This is a genomic window from Streptomyces sp. NPDC045955 (genome assembly GCF_056430805.1).
Genome location: NZ_JBWKKY010000001.1, coordinates 225,155 through 248,865, shown reverse-complemented (window position 1 = coordinate 248,865; position 23,711 = coordinate 225,155). Strand labels below are relative to the sequence as shown.

The 23,711-nt window shown below is 71.6% G+C and carries 18 protein-coding genes and 1 pseudogene; 8 read left to right on the top strand and 11 right to left on the bottom strand.

Annotated features, from left to right (window positions below; all coding sequences use genetic code 11):
• Positions 1–61: 61 nt before the first annotated feature.
• The gene (locus AC07F0_RS01135) at positions 62–1,060 is read left to right on the top strand and encodes a sigma-70 family RNA polymerase sigma factor (protein ID WP_010035431.1); all 999 of its coding nucleotides are present in this window, start codon (positions 62–64) and stop codon (positions 1,058–1,060) included.
• A 488-nt stretch (positions 1,061–1,548) separates the two neighbouring features.
• Entirely contained in the window at positions 1,549–2,208 is a 660-nt protein-coding gene (locus AC07F0_RS01130; RefSeq protein ID WP_478972613.1) for a TetR/AcrR family transcriptional regulator, read from the top strand.
• Between the two features lie 565 nt (positions 2,209–2,773).
• Here the strand turns inward: AC07F0_RS01130 and AC07F0_RS01125 are convergent.
• Positions 2,774–3,736, bottom strand: a pseudogene (locus tag AC07F0_RS01125) (helix-turn-helix transcriptional regulator); the annotation flags it as partial.
• Between the two features lie 62 nt (positions 3,737–3,798).
• Here AC07F0_RS01125 and AC07F0_RS01120 point away from each other — a divergent pair.
• From AC07F0_RS01120 to AC07F0_RS01105, 4 genes are all read left to right on the top strand, one after another.
• Positions 3,799–5,304, top strand: coding sequence for an MFS transporter (locus AC07F0_RS01120; protein WP_478972610.1), 1,506 nt, complete (start codon positions 3,799–3,801; stop codon positions 5,302–5,304).
• A 165-nt stretch (positions 5,305–5,469) separates the two neighbouring features.
• Positions 5,470–6,231: a DeoR/GlpR family DNA-binding transcription regulator gene (locus AC07F0_RS01115; RefSeq protein WP_436727201.1), complete on the top strand. Its 762-nt coding sequence runs from the start codon at positions 5,470–5,472 to the stop codon at positions 6,229–6,231.
• Positions 6,228–7,175, top strand: coding sequence for a 1-phosphofructokinase (pfkB, locus tag AC07F0_RS01110; RefSeq protein ID WP_478972607.1), 948 nt, complete (start codon positions 6,228–6,230; stop codon positions 7,173–7,175). The genes AC07F0_RS01115 and pfkB overlap by 4 nt, the downstream gene beginning before the upstream one ends.
• A gap of 145 nt (positions 7,176–7,320) precedes the next feature.
• Positions 7,321–9,369 carry a PTS fructose transporter subunit IIABC gene (locus AC07F0_RS01105; protein ID WP_478972604.1) on the top strand — a complete coding sequence of 683 codons (2,049 nt, stop codon included), beginning with the start codon at positions 7,321–7,323 and terminating at the stop codon, positions 9,367–9,369.
• A 397-nt stretch (positions 9,370–9,766) separates the two neighbouring features.
• On the opposite strand, the gene AC07F0_RS01100 is transcribed toward AC07F0_RS01105, so the two are convergent.
• The 4 genes from AC07F0_RS01100 to AC07F0_RS01085 all read right to left on the bottom strand — a co-directional run bounded on the left by AC07F0_RS01100 (position 9,767) and on the right by AC07F0_RS01085 (position 14,524).
• Positions 9,767–10,513: a DUF6227 family protein gene (locus AC07F0_RS01100; RefSeq protein ID WP_478972601.1), complete on the bottom strand. Its 747-nt coding sequence runs from the start codon at positions 10,511–10,513 to the stop codon at positions 9,767–9,769.
• Positions 10,514–10,692: 179 nt separating this feature from the next.
• Positions 10,693–11,910: a L,D-transpeptidase gene (locus AC07F0_RS01095; protein WP_478972598.1), complete on the bottom strand. Its 1,218-nt coding sequence runs from the start codon at positions 11,908–11,910 to the stop codon at positions 10,693–10,695.
• Between the two features lie 165 nt (positions 11,911–12,075).
• Entirely contained in the window at positions 12,076–13,116 is a 1,041-nt protein-coding gene (locus tag AC07F0_RS01090; RefSeq protein ID WP_478972595.1) for a P1 family peptidase, read from the bottom strand.
• Between the two features lie 148 nt (positions 13,117–13,264).
• On the bottom strand, positions 13,265–14,524 hold the full coding sequence (locus AC07F0_RS01085) for a low temperature requirement protein A (protein WP_478972592.1): 1,260 nt from the start codon (positions 14,522–14,524) through the stop codon (positions 13,265–13,267).
• 68 nt (positions 14,525–14,592) lie between these two features.
• Between AC07F0_RS01085 and AC07F0_RS01080 the strand changes: the two genes are divergently transcribed.
• Complete coding sequence (locus AC07F0_RS01080) at positions 14,593–14,772, top strand: hypothetical protein (protein ID WP_478972589.1); 180 nt, start codon at positions 14,593–14,595, stop codon at positions 14,770–14,772.
• Positions 14,773–14,809: 37 nt separating this feature from the next.
• On the opposite strand, the gene mscL is transcribed toward AC07F0_RS01080, so the two are convergent.
• The 6 genes from mscL to AC07F0_RS01050 all read right to left on the bottom strand — a co-directional run bounded on the left by mscL (position 14,810) and on the right by AC07F0_RS01050 (position 20,645).
• The gene (mscL, locus tag AC07F0_RS01075; protein ID WP_478972586.1) at positions 14,810–15,268 is read right to left on the bottom strand and encodes a large conductance mechanosensitive channel protein MscL; all 459 of its coding nucleotides are present in this window, start codon (positions 15,266–15,268) and stop codon (positions 14,810–14,812) included.
• A gap of 117 nt (positions 15,269–15,385) precedes the next feature.
• Positions 15,386–15,970 carry a hypothetical protein gene (locus tag AC07F0_RS01070; RefSeq protein WP_478972583.1) on the bottom strand — a complete coding sequence of 195 codons (585 nt, stop codon included), beginning with the start codon at positions 15,968–15,970 and terminating at the stop codon, positions 15,386–15,388.
• A gap of 164 nt (positions 15,971–16,134) precedes the next feature.
• The gene (locus AC07F0_RS01065; protein WP_478972580.1) at positions 16,135–16,995 is read right to left on the bottom strand and encodes an S-methyl-5'-thioadenosine phosphorylase; all 861 of its coding nucleotides are present in this window, start codon (positions 16,993–16,995) and stop codon (positions 16,135–16,137) included.
• A gap of 112 nt (positions 16,996–17,107) precedes the next feature.
• Positions 17,108–17,422, bottom strand: coding sequence for an FmdB family zinc ribbon protein (locus AC07F0_RS01060; RefSeq protein WP_478972577.1), 315 nt, complete (start codon positions 17,420–17,422; stop codon positions 17,108–17,110).
• A 67-nt stretch (positions 17,423–17,489) separates the two neighbouring features.
• Entirely contained in the window at positions 17,490–18,839 is a 1,350-nt protein-coding gene (locus tag AC07F0_RS01055) for an MFS transporter (RefSeq protein WP_478972574.1), read from the bottom strand.
• Between the two features lie 276 nt (positions 18,840–19,115).
• Positions 19,116–20,645, bottom strand: a complete 1,530-nt coding sequence (locus AC07F0_RS01050; protein ID WP_478972571.1) for a potassium/proton antiporter — start codon at positions 20,643–20,645, stop codon at positions 19,116–19,118.
• Positions 20,646–20,883: 238 nt separating this feature from the next.
• Between AC07F0_RS01050 and AC07F0_RS01045 the strand changes: the two genes are divergently transcribed.
• On the top strand, positions 20,884–23,706 hold the full coding sequence (locus AC07F0_RS01045) for a penicillin acylase family protein (RefSeq protein WP_478972568.1): 2,823 nt from the start codon (positions 20,884–20,886) through the stop codon (positions 23,704–23,706).
• The last annotated feature ends 5 nt before the right edge of the window (positions 23,707–23,711 follow it).

Below are 23,711 nucleotides of genomic sequence, written 5' to 3'. Positions count from 1 at the left end.
GGAGACGGAGTCCAGCGTCCGAAGGACCACCCGCTGACCTCACCATCGCAAGGGAGCACGCATGGCAACCCGTGCCGTCGCCCGTCGTCAGTCCGCCACCGGCGAGACGGCCGACGCGGCAAGCAGTGTTCGCGCCCATGGCGGCGAGATCGCCGATCGCGACCTGGTCGGCATGTACCTCGACGAGATCGCGCGCACACCGCTGCTCGACGCCGCCAAGGAAGTCGAGCTGTCCCAGGTCATCGAAGCGGGTGTGTTCGCGCGGCAGGTCCTCGACGGGTACGAGGAGACCAAGGCGGACGCCACCCGTGAGGAGCTCGAAGCCCTCGTCGCCGACGCGGAGCGGGCCAAGGACGTCTTCATCCGCTCCAACCTGCGCCTGGTCGTCGCCGTCGCCCGCCGCTACCCCCGCAGCGGTCTGCCGCTGCTGGACCTGATCCAGGAGGGCAACGCCGGCCTGGTGCGCGCGGTCGAGAAGTTCGACTACCGCAAGGGCTTCAAGTTCTCCACGTACGCGACGTGGTGGATCCGCCAGGCCATCACCCGCTCCATAGCCGACCAGTCCCGTACGATCCGCCTGCCCGTCCACCTCGTGGAGGAGCTTGGCCGGATCCGGCGGGTGCAGCGCGAGTTCAACCGCGAGCACGGGCGCGACCCGGAGCCCGCGGAGATCGCCGCCGAGCTCGGCTCGACGCCGGAGCGCGTCACCGACGTGCTCGACTGGGCCCGCGACCCGGTCTCGCTGAACATGTCGGTGGACGACGAGGGCGAGACCCAGTTCGGCGACCTCCTGGAGGACACCTCGGCGGTGTCGCCCGAGCAGTCGGTGCTCACGCTGCTGCGCAGTGAGGAGCTCGACGACCTCATCGGCCGCCTCGACCAGCGCACGGCCTCGATCATCAAGATGCGCTACGGCATCGAGGACGGCCGGGAGCGCACGCTGACCGAGGTCGGCAAGGAGCACGGCCTGACGCGCGAGCGCATCCGCCAGATCGAGAAGCACGCGCTGCTGGAGCTGAAGAAGCTCGCTCGCAGCACCGGGTTCGACGCGGCGGCGTGACGCCGCCGCCGGCGTTCACGGGCAACGGTGCCGGCGTTCGCCGATGGGCGTCCGGACGTCCGGGAGCCCGGGCGTACGGCTCGTTCCACGGCCCATGGGTGTTGTCCGAGTGCCTGTGCGTGACGGGCGGTGTGCGCCCGGGGGCCGCCGCGTACGCCGGGTGGCGAAAGACCGCGCAAACATGGCGATGTAACGCCGCTTCAACCCGCGGGGCACCGGGAACAAGACTTCCGGGCCCACCAGTTCGGGCCGGGGCCACGCCCCTGGCCCACAGAGCCAAGTCCCGTCGCACTCCCCCCGGCGCCGGGACTCTCCCAAAGCCGGGCTTCGGCGCCCCTCCCCCCGGGTGCCGGGGCCCGGCTCTCCGCGTGAGCGGGGAACCCGCCCCTTCGCCGGGCGGGCAAGTGAAGGGCGGGTCACCCCGTACCTGAACCACGGGGTGGCCCGCCAGATGGCAGATTGTGTCACATGGGCATAGCCTGCCGGGCGTGAGCAGCACCACCCCGACCCCTCCTCAGGCCTCGCTGACCGAGCGGCGGAAGGCCGAGACGCGTATGGAGATCGCCCGGGCCGCAGCCGGCCTCTTCGTCCGGCACGGCTTGCGCGCCACCCGCGCGGAGGACATCGCCCAGGCCGCGGGCATCGCCCCGCGCACGTTCTACCGGTACTTCGCCACCAAGGAAGAGGCCGTCGCCCCGCTCTACGCGGCCGGCGCCCAGCGCTGGGCCGAGGCGGTACGCGCCGCCCCCGCCGACGTGGGCGTGCTCCGGGCCCTGGAGCACGGGGTGCGGCACACCCTCACACCGGCCGCCGGCGTCTCGGCGTCCTCCTGGGAGCGGGTCCGCACGCTCCTGCGCCTCGCCGAGGAGAACCCCTCCCTGCGCAGGGTGTGGGCGGAGGTGTGCCAGGCGTCGGAACGGACGCTGGGGGAGGTGCTGGCGGAACGGGGGACCGAGGCCGCTGCCGGTGACGACAACGTTGCCGCCGCCGCCGAGCCGCGCTTCACCGCCGCCGTCGCGAGCGCCGCCGTACGTACGGCCCTGGAGGGCTGGGCGGAGGGGGACGGCCCGGTGGAGGGCCCGGGCGGCCCGGCGGAACTCGCGCTGCGGAATCTGAGGGCGCTGCGGGACTTTCCCTGGGAGTCCTGACTTCCCCGGGACCCCTGACGGAGCCGAACAGCGGCCCGGCGCCGGATGCTTACCCCGAGCCCGAGCCCGAGCCCGAGCCCGAGCCCGAGCCCGAGCCGGAGCCCGAGTCCGAGTCCGAGCCGGAGCCGGAGGCGGAGCCCGAGTCCGAGCCGGAGCCCGAGTCCGAGCCCGCGCCCGAGTCCGAGCCGGAGCCGGAGCCGGAGCCCGAGTCCGAGCCGGAGCCGGAGGCGGAGCCCGAGTCCGAGCCCGCGCCCGAGTCCGAGCCGGAGCCGGAGCCGGAGTCCGAGCCGGAGCCGGAGGCGGAGCCCGAGTCCGAGCCGGAGCCCGAGCCCGAGTCCGAGCCCGCGCCCGAGTCCGAGCCGGAGCCCGAGCCCGAGTCCGAGCCCGCGCCCGAGTCCGAGCCGGAGCCGGAGCCGGAGTCCGAGCCGGAGGCGGAGCCCGAGTCCGAGCCGGAGCCCGAGCCGGAGGCGGAGCCCGAGCCCTGGCCGGAGGCGGAGCCCGAGCCGGAGGCGGAGCCCGAGCCGGAGGCGGAGCCCGAGTCCAAGCCGGAGCCGGAGGCGGAGCCCGAGCCCGCCGCCCTGCTCAACCGCGCCCCCAGTTCCCGTACCGCCCGCACGAGTTCCTCCGGCTCGCGGACCACGAAGTCGCACTCCAGCATCGCCAGCCGGAACGCCACCCACTGCACCGCGTCCCCGGCGGACCCGCGCAGCCGGCAGCTGCCGGCGTCCAACGGCTCGGGCGTGCCGAGCCACTTCGGCAGCCGGGCGGCGACGAAGTCGGCCGGGGCGGCGAACGTGACCTCGAACTCGTAGGACTCCTGCTGCCGTTGCATCGACTGCCGCAGGTAGTCCGCCGCGTTCCCCGTCGGCAGCTCGCGCGGCACGAACCGCGCTCCCGTGGCGAACGGTTCGCTCACGCGGTCGACGCGGAACGTGCGCCAGTCGTCCCGGTCGATGTCGTACGCCACCAGGTACCAGCGGCGGCCCGTGGACACCAGCCGGTACGGCTCCGTCAGGCGCCGCGACTCGGTGCCGTCGGCCGCCCGGTAGGCGAACCGCAGCCGCTCGTGCCCGGCCACCGTCGAGGCCATGACGGTCAGGGTCTCCGGTGCGATGCTCGGCCCGTCCCCGCTGGTCAAGGGCGTGGTCGCGGCCTGGAGTGTGGTCACGCGGTGGCGCAGCCGCCCCGGTAGCACCTGCTCCAGCTTGGCCAGCGCCCGTACCGACGCCTCGTCCAGGCCCTCCACCGCGTGCCCCGCCCCTGCGCGCAGCCCCACCGCGATGGCCACGGCCTCCTCGTCGTCGAGCACGAGCGGCGGCATGGCCTTGCCGGCGACCAGCCGGTAGCCGCCGTCGGAGCCCTTGGTCGCCTGCACGGGATAGCCCAGCTCGCGCAGCCGGTCGATGTCCCGGCGGACCGTGCGGCGGGAGACCCCGAGCCGGTCGGCGAGTTCGCCGCCGGGCCATTCGCGGGGCGTCTGGAGGAGGGAGAGGAGCGTCAGCAGCCGGGCTGGTGTGTCCGTCGTCATACCGAAGAGGATGCCGCACCAGTAGGACACGATCTGACCTAATCGCCCTCTACCTTCGACCCATGACCTCCACCGAGACCCCTCTCAGCGCCGCGGGCGGGACCGACCGCCGCCGTTGGTTCGCCCTCGCGATCGTGATGACCGCGGCCTTCATGGACCTCGTCGACGTGACGATCGTCAACATCGCCATACCGTCGATCCAGCGGGAGTCGGGCGCGTCCTTCAGCCAGATCCAGTGGATCACCGCCGGATACGCCCTGGCCTTCGCCGCCGGGCTGATCACCGGCGGACGGCTCGGCGACATCCACGGCCGCAAGCGGATCTTCCTCGTCGGCATCGGCGGCTTCACCCTGGCTTCCGCGCTGTGCGGCCTCGCGGTGAACCCGGAAATGCTGGTCGCCTCGCGGTTCCTCCAGGGCGCCATGGCGGCGCTGATGGTGCCGCAGGTGCTGTCGATCGTGCACGCGACCTTCCCGGCGCACGAACGGGGCAAGGTGTTCGGGCTGTTCGGCGCGGTCGTCGGGCTCGGGGCCGTGTCCGGTCCGCTGCTCGGCGCGCTGCTGACCGAGTGGAACCTGTTCGGGTGGGAGTGGCGCTCGATCTTCCTGATCAACCTGCCCGTCGGCGTCGCGGGTCTGTTCCTCGGCAGCCGCTTCATCACCGAGTCCAAGGCGCCGCGGGCCCTGAAGCTGGACCTGGTGGGTGTCGCGCTCGTGACGCTGGGGCTGCTGATGCTGCTCTACCCGCTCATCCGCGGCCGCGAGCTGGGCTGGCCGGTGTGGGGCTACGTCTCGATGGCCGGCGCGCTCGTCGTCCTCGCGGCGCTGGTGGCGTACGAGCGGCGCAAGAGCGCACGGGACGGCTCCCCGCTGGTCGAGCTGTCGCTGTTCAAGGTCAAGAGCTTCGCGGCGGGCATCGCCGTCCAGACCGTCTTCGGGGTCGCGCTCGGTGTGTTCTTCCTGGTGTGGACGCTGTACATGCAGGTGGGGCTGGGCTGGAGCGCGCTGAAGGCCGGGCTGACCGGGGTGCCGTTCTCGATCGCCGTGTCCGTGGCCGCCGGGATGTCCGTGCAGCAGCTGGTCCCGCGCTTCGGGCGCAAGGTGCTCCAGGCGGGCGCGCTGGTGATGGCGGCCGGAGTGCTGCTCTACCTCTGGGAGTCCGGGCACTACGGCCTCGGCATCGCGCCCTGGCAGATGGCGCTGCCGCTGGTCGTGATGGGCGTGGGCATGGGCCTGATCGTCGCTCCGCTGACCGACGCGATCCTCTCCGAGGTGCCGCGCGAGCACTCCGGCTCGGCGTCCGGCCTGCTCAACACCGTGCAGCAGATGGGCAACGCGCTGGGGCTCGGCCTGGTGTCGGTCGTCTTCTTCGGCACGATCGGCGACCATCTGCGCCGGGACCAGGTGGGCCAGGCCTTCGCGGACGCCTTCCGGAACTCGCTGGGCTGGGTGGCCGCGGTGATGGGCCTGATCTTCCTGCTGATGTTCGCCCTGCCGAAGCGGCCGGCGCAGCACGTCGAGGGGGAGCAGGCGGCGACGGAGCGGAAGGAACCGGTGCTGGTCTCCTGACCGCGGCTGTTCCCTCGGGGCAGGACGGGCTCGGCACCTGCGTGTCGAGCCCGTCCTCATTTCCGATCATGCCCGATTGAGTCCGAACCTGTTTACTTCGCCGAAATCTCGGCGTAGCCTCCCGCTGAAACCACACGTTCGGGCATAGGGCGGAGGCGAACAGACATGTACGCACCGGAGCGGCAGCAGGAGATCCTCCGGCTCGCCCGTGACGGCGGCCGAGTGGATGTCGTGTCGCTGGCCGAGGAGTTCCAGGTGACGGCGGAGACCATCCGCCGGGATCTGAAGGCCCTCGACCGCGCCGGACTGGTCCGCCGGGTGCACGGCGGAGCCATCCCGGTCGGGCGGCTCGACTTCGAACCGGACCTCGCCGAGCGCGAGACGACGGCCGCGGACGAGAAGGACCGCATCGCCAAGGCGGCCCTCGCGGAACTGCCGAGCGAGGGCACGATGATCCTCGACGCCGGTACGACGGTGGCCAAGATGGCCACGGCCCTCCCGCTGGAGTCCGCCCTCACCGTCGTCACGCACAGCCTGCCCATCGCGGCCCGCCTCGCCGATCATCCCGGCATCCAGCTCCACCTCGTCGGCGGCCGCGTACGGCACCGCACCCGAGCCGCCGTGGACGCCTGGGCACTGCGCGCGTACGGCGAGATCCGCGCCGACGTGCTGTTCGTGGCCGCCAACGGCTTCTCCGCCGAACACGGCCTGACCACCCCCGACCTGGCCGAGGCCGCCGTGAAGCGCGCGGCCCTGGCCGCCGCCCGCCGCGTGGTGCTGCTCGCCGACTCCTCCAAGCACGGCCAGGAGCACTTCGCCCGCTTCGGCGACCTGAGCGATGTGGACCTGCTGATCACCGACAGCGGGCTGAGCCCCGAAGACGCCGTCGCGATCGAGCGCGGCGGCACGGAAGTAGTGCGCGCATGATCCTCACCGTCACCCCCAACCCGTCCCTGGACCGCACCTACGAGGTGCCGTCCCTCGACCGCGGCGAGGTCATCCGCGCCACCGGCGAGCGGATGGACCCGGGCGGCAAGGGCGTGAACGTCTCGCGCGCCGTCGCGGCGGCCGGTCAGCGCACCGTGGCGGTCCTGCCCCTGGGCGGCGCCCCGGGCGCGCTCGTCGCCGACCTGCTCGACACGCAGGGCATCGAGGTCGCGCCGGTCCCGGTCGCCGGGGCCACCCGCTCCAACATCGCCCTCGCCGAGGCCGACGGCGTCCTGACGAAGATCAACGCGCCGGGCCCCGAACTGTCCGAGGCCGAGCGGGAACTGCTCCTGGAGACCGTACGGCAGCAGTCCCGCGACGCCGCCTGGATCGCCTGCTGCGGCAGCCTCCCGCGCGGCCTCGCCCCCTCCTGGTACGCCGACCTGGTCGCCCGCGCGCACGCCGCCGGCGCCCGGATCGCCCTGGACACCTCCGGGCCCGCGCTGCTCGCGGCCCTGCGCGAGCGCCCCGACGTGGTCAAGCCCAACGCCGAGGAACTCGCGGAGGCCGTCGGCCGCCCCCTCGCCACCGTCGGCGACGCCGTGAAGGCGGCCGAGGAGCTGCGCGCGATGGGCGCCCGGGCCGTCCTGGCGAGCCTCGGCGCCGATGGGCAGCTGCTGGTCTCCGGCGAGGGCGCCTGGTTCGGCAGCGCCCGCGTGGGCGCCGTACGCAGCAACGTGGGCGCCGGTGACTCCTCCCTCGCCGGTTTCCTGATCGCGGGCGGCAGCGGTCCCGAGGCCCTCGCCTCCGCGGTCGCCCACGGCGCGGCGGCCGTCCAGCTGCCCGGCAGTGTCATGCCCGAGCCCGGCGATCTGAACCCGGCCGCGGTGACGGTCTCGGCGGACATCCCGGCGGACCGCATGTTGAAGGAGCCGGTCTCATGACCCACCTCGAGCTGCCCGAACCGGCCCATGAGCGGCGAGTCGCCCCGTTACTCCCCGCTCCCACCCCCGTCACCCCCCACCGCACCCCCGTCCCCACCCCCGCCCACCCCACTGACCGGGCGATACGCGTGCTAAGGAGCCCGCGATGAGCGACATGATCACCGCGGACCTGGTCGATCTCGACCTGTCCGCCGACACCAAGGAAGCGGCGGCGCGTGCGCTCGCCGAGCGCATGGTGGCCCTGGGCCGGGTGACCGACCTGGACGGTTTCCTCGCCGACGTGGCCGCCCGTGAGGCGCAGATGCCGACCGGCCTCGACGGCGGCATCGGCATCCCGCACTGCCGCAGCGAGCACGTCACCGAGCCGACGCTCGCCTTCGGGCGCAGCTCCGACGGCATCGACTTCGGCGCGGCCGACGGCCCCGCCGACCTGATCTTCCTGATCGCCGCGCCGGCCGGCGCCGACGACGCCCATCTGACGATCCTGTCGTCGCTGGCCCGGCAGCTCATGAACACGGAGTTCACCGACGCCCTGCGCGCGGTGGGCGACGCGACGGCCGCCGCCGCGCTGATCCGCGGCGACGAGCCCGGCGAGCCTGCCGAGGCCGCCTCCGAAGACCCCGTGGCGTCGGCGGGAGCGGCCTCTCCCGCCGCCGCCACGGTCACCGACAGCACCGACGGCACCGCCGACGCGGCGGAGCGTCCGTTCCGTATCGTCGCCGTCACCTCCTGCCCCACCGGCATCGCCCACACCTACATGGCGGCCGAGTCGCTGGAGAACGCCGGCCGTGAGGCGGGCGTCGAGGTCACCGTCGAGCCTCAGGGCTCGGCCGGCTTCACCCGGGTCGACCCGTCGGTCATCGCCGCGGCGGACGCCGTGATCTTCGCCCACGACGTGCCCGTACGGGAGAAGGAACGCTTCGCCGGGAAGCCGACCGTGGACGTCGGTGTGAAGGCGGGCATCAACCGCCCCGCGGAACTCATCGCCGAGGTCCGCGAGAAGGCCGCCCGCGGGGAGGTCACCTCCGGGTCCGCCCCGGCCACTCCGGTGGAGCGCTCCGGCGACGCCGGCGAGGGCTACGGCACCAAGCTGCGCAAGTGGCTGATGTCCGGCGTCAGTTACATGGTGCCGTTCGTCGCGGCGGGCGGTCTGCTGATCGCCCTCGGCTTCGCGATCGGCGGCTACAAGGTCGACAAGGCCCCGTCGGTGATGGACCACTTCATGTGGGCCCAGGCCGACAGCTGGGCGGCCCTGCTCTTCCAGATCGGCGGCGTCGCCTTCGGCTTCCTCGTCCCGGTCCTGGCCGGCTACATCGCCTACGGCATGGCCGACCGGCCCGGTCTCGTCCCCGGCTTCGTCGGCGGCTCCATCGCCCTGACGATCAACGCCGGCTTCCTCGGCGGTCTCGCGGCCGGTCTCATCGCCGGTGGCGTGGTCATCGCGATCCAGAAGGTGAACATCCCGACGGCGCTGCGCGGCATCATGCCGGTGGTGGTGATCCCGCTCATCTCCTCGGCGATCGTCGGGTTCCTGATGTTCGTCGTCATCGGCAAACCCATCGCCGAGGCCCAGAAGGGCATGACCGACTGGCTGAACGGCCTGTCCGGCAGCAACGCCATCCTGCTCGGCGCCCTCCTCGGCCTGATGATGTGCTTCGACCTCGGCGGCCCCGTCAACAAGGTCGCTTACACCTTCGCCACGGCCGGTATCGCGGTGTCCAACCCCAGCGACTCCGCGATGAAGATCATGGCGGCCGTCATGGCGGCCGGCATGGTGCCTCCGCTGGCGATGGCCCTCGCCACGACCGTGCGCGGCAAGCTCTTCACACACACCGAGCGCGAGAACGGCAAGGCCGCCTGGGTGCTCGGCGCCTCCTTCATCTCCGAAGGCGCGATCCCGTTCGCCGCGGCCGACCCGCTGCGCGTCATCCCGGCCTCCATGGCGGGCGGCGCCATCACCGGCGCCCTGTCGATGGCCTTCGGCACCACGCTGCGCGCCCCGCACGGAGGCATCTTCGTGGTCCCGCTGATCGGCAACCCGCTGCTCTACCTGGTCGCCATCGCCGCGGGCGTCTGCGTCACCACGGCCCTGGTGGTCATCCTCAAGGGCATGCGCAAGCCGGCGGGCACCGCACCGGGCTCCGGCGAGGCCGCGGCCCGGTCGGCGGACGCGAAGCAGCCGGTGGCGGCGTGACGCCCCACGCCCGAGGGCCCTGGGTTCGCCCCTTTCGGGGTGTGTGAACCGTTCACGGCACCTGCGAGATAGATCACGAAAATCACGGCCCGGGACCGAAGTCCCGGGCCGTGGTGTCTACTGGGGCGCATGCCCGAGCACGTCTCCCGATGGCCCGCAGGCCACCCTCTCCCCGCCCTCCCGCAACAGCGGCAGACGGGCCCCCGGTCGGAGTCCGTGGAACTGACCCCCGAGGAGAGAGACGCCTTCACGGAGCTGGCGCGCCGACTCGGCGACAGAGCGGCCTGAGAGCCGCCCGGCGGCCTCCGGTTGCCGGGGTCCGTGCAGCGCGCGACACCTCGGCCGCGTTCACCCGCTACGAGGCGATGCCGCGCAGCCCGAAGTTCTCGGATGCCGCCTAGGACAGCTGCGCCGCCCGCCGCTCCATCGCCTCGCGTGCCGCGTCCTCGCTGGCGTACACCTCGCACATGTGCCGCCCGTCCGGCGTCGCCGTGTGCTCCACCTCCCAGAGGGAGACCTCCGCGCCGTCACGCAGCAGGAACGCGTGCTCGTAGAGCGAGTAACCCAGCCCCGCCCGGCCAGCGCGGCACGGGCGGCCGAAGGCCTGGGTGATCTGGTGGCCGGACGCCGTGGCCAGCAGGGCGGCCGTGTCCGCGCCCGGCCGGTCCGCGTTCTCCGCGCGGCGCAGTAAACGCCGCGCGTGGTCCGCCGAGTTGTCCCCGGCGTACGCGGGGCGCGGCGCGGGGACCTGGGACAGCTGTACCGCCACCGGCAGCTCGAAGTCGGGTGTGTCCGGCGGCAGCGGCAGACGCGTGGTGGCGGCGCGCAGCTCCTCCTCGTCGACGTACACCTCGTGCTGCGGCTCGCTGCCCGGCGCCGTGTTGTGGACGAGCTCCCAGAGCGTGAGCGCGGAACCGTCGGCGAGCAGCCAGGTGTGCCGGTACGTCTCCCGGTGCAGTCCCGCGCTGTGGTGCGCGGAGTGCAGCGAACCGTCGTGCGCCAGCGCGCAGTCCAGCCGCCTTATCGACTCGTCAGGCAGCTCGAAGGAGTTCAGCGCGCGGCCGAGGAGTCGCGCGAGGTGCTCCTCCGGAGACTCGGGCGAGTCGTGGGGTTCGTACGCTGCCGTCTCGTACGGAACGCTCAAGGTTTCTCCCGGCGTTGCTGCATGTCACCTTGTGGGTGCATACCGTAGCCCCTCGGTCGGACATCGTGTCCGGGAACCGAGAAAACGTACGTCCAGGAAAACGCCCGGACCGCGCGAAAAGTTCCCGCGCGGCCCGGACGGTCCGTCAAAAATCCCAGTTCGTACGATCGCTCAGCCGCTCACGAGGCGCTGCCCGCGACCCACTGGCTCCAGTCCATGTTCCACCCGTTGAGCCCGTTGTCCGGTGACACCGTCTTGTCGGGCGAGTTCTTGACGATCACCACGTCGCCGATGAGCGAGTTGTCGTAGAACCACTTGGCGGACGTGTTGCCCCCGGCGCCCTGGACGTCCGCCAGGCCGACGCAGCCGTGGCTGGTGCCCTGCCGGCCGAAGGGCGGATTTCCCTTGTTGTACCAGTAGTTGCCGTGGATGAACGTGCCGGACGTCGTCAGGCGCATCGCGTGCGGGACGTCCGGGATGTCGTACTCCCCGCCGAGCCCGACCGTCCGGCTGTTCATCCGGGTCTGCACGAACTTCTCGGAGATCACCATCTGCCCGTTGTACGTGGTGTGCTCCGGGCTGCCCGCCGAGATCGGGACCGTCTTGATGGTCTTGCCGTCCCGCACGACCGTCATGGTCTGCGTGTTGACGTCGACCGTGGACACCTGCGAGCGCCCGACGGTGAAGGTGACCGTCTTCTTCTGCACGCCGTAGACGCCGTTCGTGCCCTCGACGCCGTCCAGGTCGATCTTCATCGTGACCTTGGAGCCGGCCTTCCAGTACTCCTCGGGTCGGAAGTCGAGCCGCTGCGCGCCGAACCAGTGCCCGACGACCTTCTGCCCGCTGCTGGACGTGACCGTGATGTGCGCCTGCACGTCCTTGCGGTTCGTGATCGCCTTGTCGAAGCTGAACGACACCGGCATGCCCACACCGACCGTGGTGCCGTTGTCCGGCGTGTACGTCCCGATGAAGCTGTTCGCCGAACTGACCGTCGTGAAGATGGAATTCGCGGCGGCCGTACGACCCTTCGTGTCCTTCGCGGTCGCCGATATCTGGTACTTCGTGCCGCGCTCCAGCTGCTCCTTCGGCTTCCAGGCCTTGCCGTCGGAGGAGATCGAGCCCGGCACGGCCTGACCGCTGCCCGCCACCGTCATCTTCACGTCGGTCAGCTTCCCGTCGCTGACCTTCACGCCGGTCGAGTTGATGGAGGCGTCGGTCGAACCGTCCTTCGCCGAGATGGCGATCTTCGCGACGGACGTCTTCGCCGAGTCGCCGCCACCCTTGGCGTCGTCCTTGGCGTTGGCGCTGCCACCGCAGGCGGTGAGCGTCAGGGCGCCGACCATCAGGGCGGCACATGCCCCCAGTTTGCGCCGCGCTGCAATGTCCGGCGTTGTCACGGGCTGCTCCCAGTTCGTGTGATGTGCGTGGTCCGCTCCAGTACGTGAGAGAAGAGGGGACGGGCGGCCGGCCGGGTTCCGTCCGGCTGCCATGAGCGACATCACCGTTACAGGGCCGGGACAATGTCCGGCGCCACTGTGCAGCCGCTGTGCGGTGCCGTCCGTTCAGCGGCCCGCGTACAGCTCCCCGTACGACGGCCACGCCCCGCCCGGACCGTCGGACGGCTCCGCGGCGCGCACGGCCCGTACGATCGCCCGGGTCACGACGTCCGCGCCCGCCGCGAGGATCTCGTTGAGGGCGAGCGGGTTCGCGGCGTCCAGGGCGCGGTCCCCGGTCGCGAGCGCGAACACCGTGTCCCCGTCGTTGAGAAGGTGCACCGGCCGCACCGCGCGGGCGATGCCGTCGTGTGCCGTACCGGCCAGCTTCTGCGCCTGCGCCTTCGACAGGTCCGCGTCCGTGGCGACCACCGCCAGTGTGGTGTTGAGCGGCGGAGTCGAACTTCTCGCGGCCGTCTCGGCCAGGCGCCGCCGTGCGGCCTCGTGCACCCGCGCCTCCGGGTACTCCACCCGCCCCTGGAACAACTCCCCGTACAGCACCCCCGTCTCCGGATCCAGCACCGACCCCGCCGCGTTGGCCACCACCAGCGCGGCCACCGTGATCCCCGAGCCGAGCACGGTGCTCGCGCCGCCGACCCCGCCCTTCACGACCCCGACCACCGCCCCCGTGCCGGCGCCCACGCACCCCTCGGGCACCGGTGCGCCGGGCTCGCTCGCGGCGGCCGCCTCGACCGCCGCACGTCCGGTGGCCGCGTCCGGCCGGGCCCGGAAGTCGCCGCCGCGCCCCAGATCGAAGACACAGGCGGCGGGCACCACCGGCACGACATGCCCCGGATCCGCCCCGACCCGGATCCCACGCCCCTGTTCCTCCAGCCAGGCCATCACCCCCGAAGCCGCGTCGAGCCCGTACGCGCTGCCGCCGGTCAGCACGATCGCCTCGACCTTCCGCACCACGTTGCGCGGGTCCAGCGCGTCCGTCTCCTTGGTGCCGGGACCACCGCCCCGCACGTCCACGGCGGCCACCGCCCCGCCCTCCGGGGCCAGCACCACCGTGGTGCCGGTGAGCCAGCCGTCACCGGCGCGTGTAGCGTGCCCCACCCGCAGGCCGGAGACATCCGTCAGAGCGTCCACCAGAGCGTCAACTGTCATGCCGCCCAGTCTTGTCCACATGCCGGCCCTTGCGGGCGTACCCAGCCGGTCGGTACCTGCCGGGCGTACCCAGCCGGTTGGCCCGTCGGGCGCACCCGGCCCGGCCGACCATGCCGTCAGCCTCCCCGGCCGTAGGGAGGACGCCCCGTCACCCGGTCGGCGCCCTCTGCCCGTCGGACCGGGCGGCCCGGGTGGCCCTGCGCAGGGCCAGGGTCTCTCCCGCCACCACCGACAGCGCGCAGACCACGCCCGCCGCGAGCACCGCCCAGTCGGTGAGGAACGTGCAGCAGATCACCAGCAGTGCCGTCGTCGGCAGCACCAGCTGCTGGGCGATGCCCGACTTGAAGTGGCGCGAGTGCAGGGCCCACAAGGTCAGCAGGTACAGGGCCGTCGGCAGGGTCACGGCGGCCGACGCCGCCAGCGTGGAGATGTGCGCCTTGCCGACCGTCTGCTCCACCGCCACCTCCAGTCCGGCACCGATCGCGGCCGCCGAGGCGAAGACCAGATAGTGGCCGTAGCCCCACAGGAACGCCTGCCGGTTGGACCGCAGATGGCTGTGGATGGGTACGACGAAGTAGACCCACCACGCGGCGAAGATGATCAGCAGCCCGCCCGCCGCGATGGGGAGGAGCTCGCCCAGGGCGTCGTTCTCGTCGACGCCCGACTTCACGGCGACCGTGGCCGCGGCGATCGTCTCGCCGAGCACGATGATGGTGAACAGCCCGTACCGCTCCGCGATATGGCGCGGATGCCAGGACGTGGGACGGTCCTTCTCCGCCAGCGGCGGCACGCACAGCTCCAGCAGCACCATCACCAGGAACCACCAGGGCCGGGCCCCCTCGGGCAGGAACAGCAGCCCCAGCCAGCCGACCTGGCACGCCAGCACGCCACCGGCGTAGCGCAGAGCCGTCGTCCGCTCCGGGCCCTCGCTGGAGCGGGCCGCCCGCAGCCACTGCGCCGCCAGGGCGAGCCGCATGATCAGGTAGCCCAGCCAGACCACGAAGAACTCGTGCTCCCCGAACGCCTGGGAGACCCCCGCCGAGAGGACCAGCACACCGGCGATCTGCACCAGCGTGACGACCCGGTAGAGCACGTCGTCGTTGTCGTACGCCGAGGCGAACCACGTGAAGTTCATCCACGCCCACCACAGGGCGAAGAACACCATCGCGTAGTCGAGGATCCCCTCGCCCGCATGCCCCTCGGCGACGGCGTGCACCAGCTGGATGCCCGCCTGGGCCACCGCCACGACGAAGCACAGATCGAAGAAGAGCTCCAGCGGCGAGGCGGACCGGTGCGCCTCGTCCCGGCCCCGGGCCGTGAGCCTGCGCAGCGGCCCCCGGTCGCCGGGCAGGCCGGAGGGGTCGGGCGCAGGGGAGGGGACGGGCGGGGGAGCGGAGCTGGACGTCATGGTTCCCAGCACAACAGAAGGAGCGGGGAATTTCACCGCGACTTTCACCGCGACCGTACCCTGGACGCATGACCACCGCCCCCGATCCCGAGCCGCGCGCGCCGAAGCCCGCGCTGGTCTTCGACGACCCCCTCGACCAGCAGTCCTCCGACGACACCGACCGCGGCTGGGGCGAGCGCTCCGACACCGGTGGCGGCGCGGCCGACCTCAAGCGCTTCCTGGACGAGAAGCCGCCCCACCACCTCTGAGCCGCCCGGGCGGCCGCCCGTTGCGCTCCTGCCGGCGTTACTGCCGGTCGTGCCCGGCGCCGCGCTGTGCAACCAGCGCGTCCCGTATCTCCTTCAGCACCTCCAGCTCGGTCACCTCGATGACCTCCTGCGTGCCCTCCTTCGCCTTGCGGCGGGCCTCCAGGCGGGCCAGGTACTTCGCCATCGGCAGGACCATCAGGAAGTAGACGACCGCCGCGGTGATCACGAAGCTCAGCGTGGCGCCGAGGACGGAACCCCACAGGATCCGGATGCCCTCCTCGCCCTCGCACGTCGAGCTCAGACATGAGCTGTAGTGGTCGAGGTTCTTGGTCCCGATGGCCCCGACGACGGGATTGATGATCCCCTTCACCACGGCGTTGACGATGTTGGTGAAGGCGGCGCCGATCACCACCGCCACGGCCAGATCGACGACGTTCCCGCGCATCAGGAAGGCCTTGAAGCCCTCCCAGACGCTCGGATCCTTCTTCTCGCTCACCTCGGGGTCTCTCCTCGCACGAGCTTGCGGAACAAAACGCTCCGCAACCTACGTCAACGGTGCTCCGAACGGAGCACCTGGGTCCGTCGAACGAGCGACTTGACGAGACCAGGGGTGTCACCACAGGGTCACCGCCAACCGCGCGGTGGTGCTCGCGCCGGCCAGCCGGGCCGCAGTGGCACGGGGCACCGACAGCACGACCAGCGCCCCTGTGCCGCTCGCGTCCTCCAGCGGCTCCGGCACCTTCGTCACCCGGGCCCCGCGCGCGATCACCCGGGCATCGCCACCCGGCACCGTCTCAGCGGCGGCGATGACGTCGACCCGGTCACCGGGCCGCAGCAGACGCACGGTAGCCGCGTCGGCGATCCGGACCGGGGCCGTCACAGCCCCCACGGCGCGACGCGTGCGCACGGCCTGCCCCCCGGACACCGGGGCTGCGTGCGCGGGCGGCTGGGCCCGGGGATGCCCACGGGCCCCGTCGGCACCCCGCGGTCCCGCCGCCACCAGCGCGGTCGCGGTGACCGCGAGTCCCACGGCCAGGGCCCGCCGCCGGTTGCGCACGAGCCGCCCGGCCCGCCCGCGTACCCGTACGGGGTCGAACCGCGGCACCTCACGGGTCGCCGGCACCTCGGGGCCGGGCGGGCATGCGGCAGCAGACCAGGAAGGCAGGGTCGGGAACGAGGAAGACGGAGCGAGGGACATGGGGAACCACCACCTGTGACGAGCGACCGGCTTGCGCTCCCCACGATGAGGCTTCCCGCGACCGCCCGCTCAGGCCTGTGGACCTACCGCCGCCCTGTGGACAACTCCTTCACCCGAACGGCAACTTCCGCGCCGCGGTCCGCCCCCAGTGCACAGTCCGCCACCTACGGCAACGCGAACCCCGGATCCATCCCGCCCAGCGCGTTCACGCACAGACAGCCCCGCTTGTCCTCCTCCGGCAACCCCGCCACGGCGTCGAACAGCACGCCCCGCAGCCGGTCCACGTTCGCCGCGAACACCCGCAGCACCTCGTCGTGCGAGACGCCCTCCCCGGTCTCGGCGCCGGCGTCGAGGTCGGTGACCAGGGCCAGGGACGTGTAGCAGAGCTCCAGCTCACGGGCGAGAGCCGCCTCGGGATGGCCGGTCATGCCCACCACCGACCAGCCCTGCGCCTGGTGCCACAACGATTCGGCACGGGTCGAGAAACGCGGCCCCTCGATGACGACCAGCGTGCCTCCGTCCACCGGCTCCCAGTCACGGCCGCGCGCCGCCTTCAGCGCGACGGCCCGCCCGGCGGGGCAGTAGGGGTCGGCCAGCGACGCGTGCACCACGTTCGGCACCGTCCCGTCGGGCAGCGGCAGCCCGTCGAAGTACGTGTTCGCGCGGGACTTGGTCCGGTCGACCAGCTGGTCCGGCACCAGCAGCGTGCCCGGCCCGTACTCGGGACGCAGGCCGCCCACGGCGCAGGGGGCGAGCACCTGGCGCACACCGACCGACCGCAGCGCCCACAGGTTGGCCCGGTAGTTGATCCGGTGCGGCGGCAGGTGGTGCCCCCGCCCGTGCCGGGGCAGGAAGGCGACGCGCCGGCCGGCGATCTCGCCGAGGAAGAGGGAGTCGCTGGGCGGCCCGTACGGGGTGTCGACCTGGATCTCGGTCACGTCGTCGAGGAAGGAGTAGAACCCGGAGCCGCCGATGACGCCGATCCCGGCGTCCCCCTTGTTCGCCACGTTCGCCTTGTTCGCCATGCCCGCACCCTAACCGCAGGCGGAAACGCCGAGGACCCCGTCGCCGAAAGGCGACAGGGTCCCGTAAGAAACAGGCCTTCGAGAAGCCTCAGGAAGCCTCGAGAAGCAGACTTCAGGCGGCGGTGCTGCTGCTGGTGGAGCTGCCGGTGCTCGACGACGAGCTCGAGCCGGAGCTGGAAGCCGAGCCGGAGTCCGAGGACGACGACGAGGAACTCGACGACTTCGACGCCGGGGCGCTGCTCGACGAGGAGCCGCGGCTGTCGTTCCGGTAGAAGCCGGAGCCCTTGAAGACAATGCCGACCGCCGAGAACACCTTCTTCAGGCGGCCCTTGCAGCTGGGGCACTCGGTGAGGGCGTCGTCGGTGAACTTCTGCACCGCCTCGAGGCCCTCGCCGCACTCGGTGCACTGGTACTGGTAGGTGGGCACTGTCTTCCTCCTGGCACTCTCACTCGATGAGTGCTAACGACGATCCATCTTGACGTATTCCGGCCGTTCAGTCCACTGCCACCGGCACGCGGTGACCCACGCCACGCGCGACGGTGCGGCCCTGGGCGCGTCCCGCCAGCCGGGAACGCAGGGCCAGGAGGGTCGCCAGGGCGAGCACGGTACCGCCCATCGGCACCAGGAAACCGGCACCGTCCCAGAAGCGGTCCTCCAGTTGTCCGGCCACCGTGACGGCGGCCGCCTGGCCGAGCGCCACCGCGCCGGTCAGCCAGGTGAAGGCCTCGGTGCGGGCACCGGCCGGGACCAGCCCCTCGACCAGGGTGTAGCCGGTGATCAGGGCGGGCGCGATGCACATGCCGACCAGCAGGCCGAGCCCGGCGAGGACCGGCACCGAGTGGGCGGCCCACAGGCCCGACGCGGTGAGCGCGAGCGCCGTGTAGCCGACGACGAGGCGTCGCTGCGGGGCCACCTTCCAGGCGATCGCCCCGCAGACGACGCCGGAGAGCATGTTGCCCGCGGCGAAGACCCCGTAGAGGACGCCGTTGAGGCCCGGTTCGCCGATCGACTCGGTGAACGCGGCCAGCGAGACCTGCATCCCGCCGAAGACGGACCCGATGCCCAGGAACGTCACGATCAGCACGCGCACCCCGGGGATCCGCAGCGCGGAAGCGTGCTCCACGCGCGCGTGGCCGCTGCCGCCTGCGACCGAGGGCTGGGTGCTCTTCTGCGCGGCGAACAGCAGACCGCCGATCAGGGTCAGCGAGGCCTCCGTGACCAGCCCGGCGGCCGGGTCGACGGCCGTGCACAGGGCGGTGGCCAGCAGCGGGCCGACGACGAAGGTCAGTTCGTCCGTGACCGACTCGAAGGCCGCCGCGGTGGTCATGAGCGGCGAGTCCTTGAGCTTCACTCCCCAGCGGGCCCGCACCATGGGCCCGACCTGCGGCACCGAGGCACCCGTCGGGACGGCCGCCGCGAACAGCGCCCACAAGGGGGCGTCCGTCAGCGCCAGCGCCGTCAGCGTCAGCCCGGACAGCGCGTGCAGCAGCACGCCGGGGATCAGCACGGCCCGCTGCCCGTGACGATCCGCGAGGCGGCCGCTGTAGGGCGCGAACAGTGCCATGGAGACACCGGTGACGGCCGCGGCGGCGCCCGCCGCTCCGTACGAGCCGGTGGTGTGCTGCACCAGCAGCACGATGGAGATGGTCAGCATCGCGAACGGCTGGCGCGCCGCGAAGCCGGGGAGCAGGAAGGTCCAGGCGCCGCGGGTGCGCAGCAGCCGGCCGTATCCCGGGCGGGCGGAAGCCGTCGACTTCTTCGAGTCCGTCGACTTCTTCGAGTCCGTCGAGTTCTTCGAGTCCGTCGAGTTCTTCGACTTCTTCGAGGTGACCGTGGACGCCACGGCCCGTGCCTTTCTGCCGCCTGGTAGCGCGGGCCCGTGAGCGGGCGGCGCCGAGAGCTGTCCTCTTGCGCGGAACTGCGGTAGATGCCGGGGCCCGGTGAGGAGGGGTGACCCGACCGCCATACGGTCGCGCCAGCTCTGCGTCAGGCAGAGTTGGTTCGATCTTGGGGTGATGCCTTCATCGTACAGGCGCCCGGGGGTGGCCAGCCTGTGAAAAAGAGCACTGCGGGTGCGTCCACCTGTGAAATCATGAGCATGAACGGCGCAAAACCGTCCCTACTGACTCGCCCCGTCCGTCCCCAGCCATCCGGCCAGCTTGCCGCCGTGGCCCACCGCGCGCAGCCGGCGCTCCGTCGCGTCCCGTACGGGATCCGTGGCCACGACGAGGAGCTCGTCCCCGCGCTGCAGCACCGTCGTAGGGAGCGGAACGAACGATTCTGACTCGCGCACGACGAGCGTCACGGCGGCACCGGGCGGCAGCCGCAGCTCGGCGACCTCCACGCCGTGCATCTTCGACCCCTCGGGGATCGCCACGGACAGCAGATGCCCGCGCAGTCGCTCCAGCGGTGCCGACTCGATGCCGAGGTCGGCGGCCTCCGAACCGTCGCCCAGATGCAGCTTGCGGGCCAGCCACGGCAGCGTCGGGCCCTGGACCAGGGTGTAGACGACGACCAGGATGAAGACGATGTTGAAGATCCGGCGGCTCGCCTCGACGCCCTCCACCATGGGAATGGTCGCAAGGATGATGGGCACCGCCCCGCGCAGCCCCGCCCAGGACATGAGGGCCTGTTCCTGCCAGGGGACCCGGAAGGGCCGCAGGGAGACCAGCACGCTCAGCGGGCGCGCCACCATGGTCAGCACCAGCCCGATGGCGAGCGCGGGCATGATGTCGTCGCCCAGCTCGTGCGGGGTGACCAGCAGGCCGAGCAGGACGAACATGCCGATCTGAGCCATCCAGCCCAGCCCGTCGGCGAAGCCGCGCGTGGCGGGCCAGTGCGGCAGCCGCGCGTTGCCCATCATCATCGCGGCGAGGTACACGGCGAGGAATCCGCTGCCGTGGGCCAGCGCGCCCGCCGCGTACGCCACCACGGCGATGGCCATGACGGCGATCGGGTAGAGGCCGGAGGCGGGCAGCGCCACGTGCCGCAGCCCCCAGGAGCCGAGCCAGCCCACCGCGAGGCCGATGGCCGCGCCGATGGCCAGCTCCAGCAGGATCACGCCCAGCAGCACGTACCAGTGCTCGATCGGGCCCGCCGTGGACAGCGAGACCACGAGGATGACCACCGGGGCGTCGTTGAAGCCGGACTCCGCCTCCAAGGTGCCCGTCACGCGCGCGGGGAGGGGGATTTTCCGCAGCACGGAGAACACGGCCGCCGCGTCGGTCGAGGAGACGACCGCCCCGATGATGAGCGCCTGCCGCCACTCCAGCCCGATCAGGTAGTGCGCGGCCGACGCCGTCACCCCGACACTCACCGCGACACCGACCAGCGCCAGTGCCGTGGCGGCCGGCAGGGCCGGCTTGATCTCCTTCCACTTCGTGCCCAGACCGCCCTCGGCCAGGATCACGACCAGGGCCGCGTATCCGATGACCTGGGTCAGTTCGGCGTTGTCGAAGTGGATGTCGCCGATGCCGTCCTGGCCCATGGCGACGCCTATCCCCAGATACACGAGCAGGCTGGGGAGCCCGCTGCGCGAGGAGATCCGTACCGCTGCGACGGCGACGAGCAGGACGAGCGAGCAGACGAGCAGGAGCTGGTTGAGGTGGTGAACAGTCAGCGGCCGAATCCTTCCCTGGCCCACCCGCACGCGCGCGTGGGCTCACGTACATCGCACATGACGCTGTGGCGCATCGCGCCAACTACTTCGTTACCTTACCTAACTCTTGACGATTTCTTGACACTTCCGGGGCTGGGATCGAACGCTCGTCCGGGCTGGTTCCCGACTCCGCGTCAAGGGGCGCAGGGCCCTGCGCCTATCGTTGCTCCAGCGCTCAGTTAAAAGCACAGCCGAACCTGCCGCTCGACTTAGGACAGCAAGGACAGCGATGCCCCCGAACACCACCGCCTCCACGGGTCAGCAGCCCGGCAAGTCCGGCAGGAGAAAGGGGCGCAAAGCACGTCTGATCGTGCTCGTCCTGGTGCTGGCACTGATCGGAGGCCTCGCCTTCGGGGCGTACTGGTCCATCAGCACCGTCCGGGCCTCCTTCCCGCAGACCAAGGGCTCCCTCACGCTCAAGGGCCTCTCGGGACCCGTCGAGGTCAAACGGGACGGCTACGGCATCCCGCAGATCTACGCCTCCTCCGACGCGGACCTGTTCATGGCGCAGGGCTACGTCCAGGCGCAGGACCGGTTCTACGAGATGGACGTACGCCGTCACATGGCGGCCGGCCGGCTGTCGGAGATGTTCGGCAAGAGCCAGGTCGACAACGACGAGTTCCTGCGGACGCTCGGCTGGGAGCGGGTCGCCAAGGAGGAGTACGACACCAAGCTGTCGGCCGCCACCAAGAAGTACCTCCAGGCCTACGCCGAGGGGGTCAACGCCTACCTCCAGGGCAAGGACGGCGAGGACATCTCCCTGGAGTACGCGGCGCTCGGCTTCACCAACGACTACAAGCCGCAGAAGTGGACCCCGGTCGACTCGGTCTCCTGGCTGAAGGCGATGGCCTGGGACCTGCGCAGCAACATGCAGGACGAGATCGACCGCGCCCTGCTGACCAGCCGCCTCGGCCCGAAACAGATCGCCGAGCTGTACCCGCGGTACCCGTACAGCCGGAACAAGGCGATCGTCCAGGACGGCCAGTACGACGAGCTGACGGGCGCGTTCGAACAGGGCGGCACGAGCGGCACCGGCACGGGCACGGGCACGGGCACCGGCACCGGCGGCACGGGCACAGGCGGAACCGGCGGCACCGCGGCCGGCACGGCGGGCACGGCCTCCGGCGCCTCGGGCACCGCCTCCGGCACCTCGGGACTGGACAGCCAGCTCACCGGCCTCAGCGATGCCCTGAGCGACCTCCCGCCGGCCGTCGGCGTGAACGGCGACGGCATCGGCTCCAACTCCTGGGTCGTCAGCGGGCAGCACACCATCACCGGCAAGCCGCTGCTGGCCAACGACCCGCACCTGTCGCCCTCGCTGCCGTCCGTCTGGTACCAGATGGGCCTGCACTGCCGCAGCGTCTCCAGCGCGTGCCAGTACGACGTCAGCGGCTACACCTTCGCCGGTGTGCCGGGCGTGATAATCGGTCACAACCAGGACATCGCCTGGGGCATGACCAACTCCGGTGTCGACGTCACGGACCTCTACCTGGAGAAGATCACCGGCGACGGCTACCTGTACGACGGCAAGGTCAAGCCCTTCGAGACGCGCGAGGAGACCATCAAGGTCGCCGGCGGCTCGCCCCGGAAGATCGTCGTCCGCGAGACCAACAACGGGCCCCTGCTGTCCGACCGGGCCAAGGAGCTCGTGAAGGTCGGCAAGAAGGCCACCGTCGACACCGCCGCACCCGACAGAGGCGACGGCTACGGCGTCGCGCTGCGCTGGACCGCGCTTCAGCCGGGCACCAGCATGGACGCCGTCTTCGCCATGGACCGGGCGAAGAACTGGACCGACTTCCGCAAGGCCGCCGCCCTGTTCGACGTGCCCTCGCAGAACCTGGTCTACGCGGACACCGAGGACAACATCGGCTACACCCTGCCGGGCAGGATCCCCAAGCGCTCCCAGGACGACGACGGCTCCGTCCCGGCGCCCGGCTGGGACCCCAAGTACCGCTGGACCGGCTACATCGGGCAGGACGAGCTGCCGTACGAGTACAACCCGGACCGCGGCTACATCGTCACCGCCAACCAGGCCGTGATCGACCCGGACAAGTACCCCTACACGCTCACCGAGGACTGGGGCTACGGCACGCGCAGTCAGCGGATCACCGACCTGATCCAGTCGAAGATCAAGGACGGCGGCAAGATCTCGACGGACGACATGCGCCAGATGCAGCTGGACAACAGCAGCGAGATCGCCCGGCTGCTGGTGCCCACGCTGCTCAAGATCGACCCCGAGAACAAGGACGTCCGCGAGGCGCAGAAGCTGCTGGAGGGCTGGGACTACACCCAGGACACCGACTCGGCGGCCGCCGCCTATTTCAACGCGGTCTGGCGCAACATCCTCAAGCTCGCCTTCGGCAACAAGCTGCCCAAGGAGCTGCGGGTCAAGGGCCAGTGCCTGTGGGTGAAGCCGGTCAACACCACCGGGCCCGCCGATGAGGCGGAGGAGGTGCGCGAGTGCGGCGAGCGCGACCCCGACCAGGCGCAGCCCGACGGCGGCGACCGCTGGTTCGAGGTCGTCCGCAAGCTGATGGACCAGCCGGACAGCGACTGGTGGAAGACGCCCAAGGCGGGCACCCGACCCGCCGCCGTCAACCGCGACCAGCTGTTCAAGCGGGCGATGATCGACGCCCGCTGGGAGCTGACCGCCAAGCTCGGCAAGGACATCGACACCTGGACCTGGGGACGGCTGCACCGCCTGTTCCTGAAGAACCAGACCCTCGGCACCGAGGGACCCGGTTTCGTCCAGTACGCCCTCAACCGCGGCCCCTGGGAGCTCAGCGGCGGCGAGGCCACCGTCAACGCGACCGGCTGGAACGCGGCCGGCGGCTACGGCGTGGTGTGGGTGCCGTCCATGCGGATGGTCGTGAACCTCGGCGACCTCGACAAGTCCCGCTGGATCAACCTCAGCGGCGCCTCCGGGCACGCCTACAGCGCCCACTACGTCGACCAGACGGACAAGTGGGCCGACGGCGAACTGCTCCCGTGGTCCTTCTCGGACAAGGCGGTGGAGGACGGCACGGAGGACAAGCTGGTGCTCAAGCCGTGAGCCGC

Excerpts from the sequence above, each read along its gene's own strand:
- AC07F0_RS01135 (WP_010035431.1), top strand. The coding sequence starts at position 62 with ATGGCAACCCGTGCCGTCGCCCGTCGTCAGTCCGCCACCGGCGAGACG.
- AC07F0_RS01120 (WP_478972610.1), top strand. The coding sequence starts at position 3,799 with ATGACCTCCACCGAGACCCCTCTCAGCGCCGCGGGCGGGACCGACCGC.
- AC07F0_RS01115 (WP_436727201.1), top strand. The coding sequence starts at position 5,470 with ATGTACGCACCGGAGCGGCAGCAGGAGATCCTCCGGCTCGCCCGTGAC.
- pfkB (WP_478972607.1), top strand. The coding sequence starts at position 6,228 with ATGATCCTCACCGTCACCCCCAACCCGTCCCTGGACCGCACCTACGAG.
- AC07F0_RS01105 (WP_478972604.1), top strand. The coding sequence starts at position 7,321 with ATGAGCGACATGATCACCGCGGACCTGGTCGATCTCGACCTGTCCGCC.
- AC07F0_RS01090 (WP_478972595.1), bottom strand. The coding sequence starts at position 13,116 with ATGACAGTTGACGCTCTGGTGGACGCTCTGACGGATGTCTCCGGCCTG.
- AC07F0_RS01085 (WP_478972592.1), bottom strand. The coding sequence starts at position 14,524 with ATGACGTCCAGCTCCGCTCCCCCGCCCGTCCCCTCCCCTGCGCCCGAC.
- AC07F0_RS01080 (WP_478972589.1), top strand. The coding sequence starts at position 14,593 with ATGACCACCGCCCCCGATCCCGAGCCGCGCGCGCCGAAGCCCGCGCTG.
- AC07F0_RS01070 (WP_478972583.1), bottom strand. The coding sequence starts at position 15,970 with ATGTCCCTCGCTCCGTCTTCCTCGTTCCCGACCCTGCCTTCCTGGTCT.
- AC07F0_RS01065 (WP_478972580.1), bottom strand. The coding sequence starts at position 16,995 with ATGGCGAACAAGGCGAACGTGGCGAACAAGGGGGACGCCGGGATCGGC.
- AC07F0_RS01045 (WP_478972568.1), top strand. The coding sequence starts at position 20,884 with ATGCCCCCGAACACCACCGCCTCCACGGGTCAGCAGCCCGGCAAGTCC.